Here is a 2,250-nt window from a genome sequence, read left to right as displayed (position 1 = left end):
AACCGGCTCGCTCAACGCGGCGGCAACCGCACTCGGCCGGTCGTACGCCCACGCACAGCGTCGAATCGTGGCCTTGGAGGAGGGTTTCGGACCGCTCGTTCGCCGGGAACGCGGCGGGTCGTCCGGCGGTGGTAGCACGTTGACCGACGGAGCACACCGACTTCTCCAGCGGTTTCGGCGACTCACGGCGGAGTCCTCGGGACTCGCCGAGGTGGACGAGACGGTGCTCGCCGGAACCGTCACCGAGCGGGACGGCGAGTTCGGCCTCGTGGAAACCGACGTGGGAGTCGTCCGGGCGCTCGTTCCGGCGGACACCGACGCGGTGGAGGTCTGTATCCGCTCGGACGTGGTGACGCTGTACAGTTCGAACGCCGCGCCGACCGGCGACGCGACGAGCGCAAGAAACCAGTTTTCGGGGACGGTTCGCTCGGTCGAGGAGGGGGAGCGAATCGCCCGCGTCGCGGTTGATGTGGGCGGCGAGACGCCGTTGCGAGCACTCGTCACGACCACGAGCGTCGAGCGGTTGGGGTTGGAATCCGGTGCGGACGTCGTCGCCTCGTTCAAGGCGACGGCAACGCGGGCGGTTCCGGCGGGGGCGGAGTCCGACCCGTGAACTCAGTTACCGTCCACGATGTCGAAACACAGGTCCGCGAGCCGTTTCGAGGACTGTTCCCACGAATAGCGCTCCGCGACCGCCCTGCCTTGGGTCGCGAGGCGGGTCCGTAACTCGGGCGAATCGACGGCCGTCGCTATCGCGTCGGCGATGGCGTCCGGGGACTCCGAGGGGACGAGCAGGGCGGTTTCGCGGTCGATGGCGTACTCCGTGACGCCATCGACGGTCGTGGTGATGACGGGGGTGCCACACGCCATCGCCTCCATGTTGACCATGCCGAAGCTCTCGTAGTGGGAGGGCGAACACACCACGTCCGCGGCGGTGTAGTAGCCGGGGAGGTCGTCGTGCGGCACCGACCCGACGATGGTAACGGACGACTCCAACCCGTGCTGTTCGACTCTCCGTTCCACCGCCTCGCGGTCGCCGCGGCCGACGATGGACAGATGTACGTCCTCGGTCCCCCCGCCGCGTCCCGCCGCGAGGGCGTCGATGAGGTCGAAGAGGCCCTTGGACTCCACGAACCGGCCGACGAACAACACCGACGGCGCGTCTCGCTCGAAGACGGGCGGCGCGTCGGGGTGGAACAGGTCGGTATCGACGCCGGGATAGACGATGCCATCCGGTTCGTGTCCCAACTCCTCGACGAACTCCGCGCTCGTCTGCACCGAATTCACTATCGAGTAACTGTCGGACAGCAACCCGTGTGCGGTCGTTCCCAAGCCGGTTCGCTCGAAGCCGTGGAAGACACGAACCACCGGCACGTCGAGGAGGTTCGAGAGGACGAGGTCGTCCAGATAGTTGTGGGTTACGAGCACGTCCAGCGTCTCGTTCATGTGTCGTATCGTCCCGTCGCGTATCGCGCCGAGGAGGGGAACGAGCGTCTCCGCGAGTCCGGGAAGCACGCGCGACGAGAGCGAATCGAGCGCGCCCGTCACCGACAGCGGGACGATTTCGGCGTCCGTCGTGCGCATCTTCGGCGTCAGCTCACCGTTCTCCGTGTAGAGGTAGGCCGACTGGTGGGCGGACAGCGCGTCGAGGAGTTCCTGAACGTACATCACGACGCCGCCCGCGTCCCTCGTTCCGGCCTTCCGGTAGTACATGCCGATGCTCAACTCTTCCGCTCGCTCGTCCACCCGCCAACGCACGTCGCCGCTGTCGTGTTCCGTTTGCGGGGTTTCGACGCCGCGTTGGTGCAGTCGATTACCACTGCTCATTTACCTTCTCGACGGGTTAATTGCACTTTGTTATGCGTCGTTGGAACGACGTTCCCGCCGGAGTTCACACCCCGAGACGTTTCCGTTCGGGCGCGATGGCTCGTCGTGATTTCGTCAATGACCGCGTTCCGCGCCGGTACGTCCCCCCTACGCGGCGAAAAATACGTCCCCCGGTGTTCGGTTCGTTCTCAACGGATGCCGAACAGCAACCGCCGAAGTCGATGGAAGTCGAAACAGTAGCGACGACCGTTGTAGGTGAAACAGTAGTCCGCCGAATCGGGCGCGGCGGCGGACGCCGACGCGTGGTTCATCGTCGGGTCGCTCGGTTTGGCCTTCTTGGCCTTCTTGGCCTTTTTCTGCTTCTTCGTTTTCTTGGCTTTCTCGGCCTTCTTCCCGTTCTTCTCGCTCTGTTTCGCCTGTTCG

At 65.3% G+C, this 2,250-nt stretch carries 2 protein-coding genes and 1 pseudogene; 1 reads left to right on the top strand and 2 read right to left on the bottom strand.

Features of this window, described 5'->3' with window-relative positions; translation table 11 throughout:
* Positions 1 to 613: TOBE domain-containing protein (locus BG842_RS10360; protein ID WP_069450673.1), on the top strand; the 613-nt coding region annotated here is incomplete at its 5' end.
* Between the two features lie 2 nt (positions 614 to 615).
* Here BG842_RS10360 and BG842_RS10355 read toward each other — a convergent pair.
* Complete coding sequence (locus BG842_RS10355) at positions 616 to 1,827, bottom strand: glycosyltransferase family 4 protein (protein WP_069450672.1); 1,212 nt, start codon at positions 1,825 to 1,827, stop codon at positions 616 to 618.
* Between the two features lie 188 nt (positions 1,828 to 2,015).
* Positions 2,016 to 2,250, bottom strand: a pseudogene (locus BG842_RS10350) (hypothetical protein); the annotation flags it as partial.

The sequence above is a fragment of the Haladaptatus sp. W1 genome (assembly GCF_001723155.1).
GTDB classification, from domain to species: Archaea; Halobacteriota; Halobacteria; order Halobacteriales; family Haladaptataceae; genus Haladaptatus; species Haladaptatus paucihalophilus.
This window is presented reverse-complemented; position numbering and strand designations above follow the sequence as displayed.

What these genes read in the sequence shown, in the direction of transcription:
- BG842_RS10355 (WP_069450672.1), bottom strand. Translation starts at nt 1,827, where the DNA reads ATGAGCAGTGGTAATCGACTGCACCAACGCGGCGTCGAAACCCCGCAA.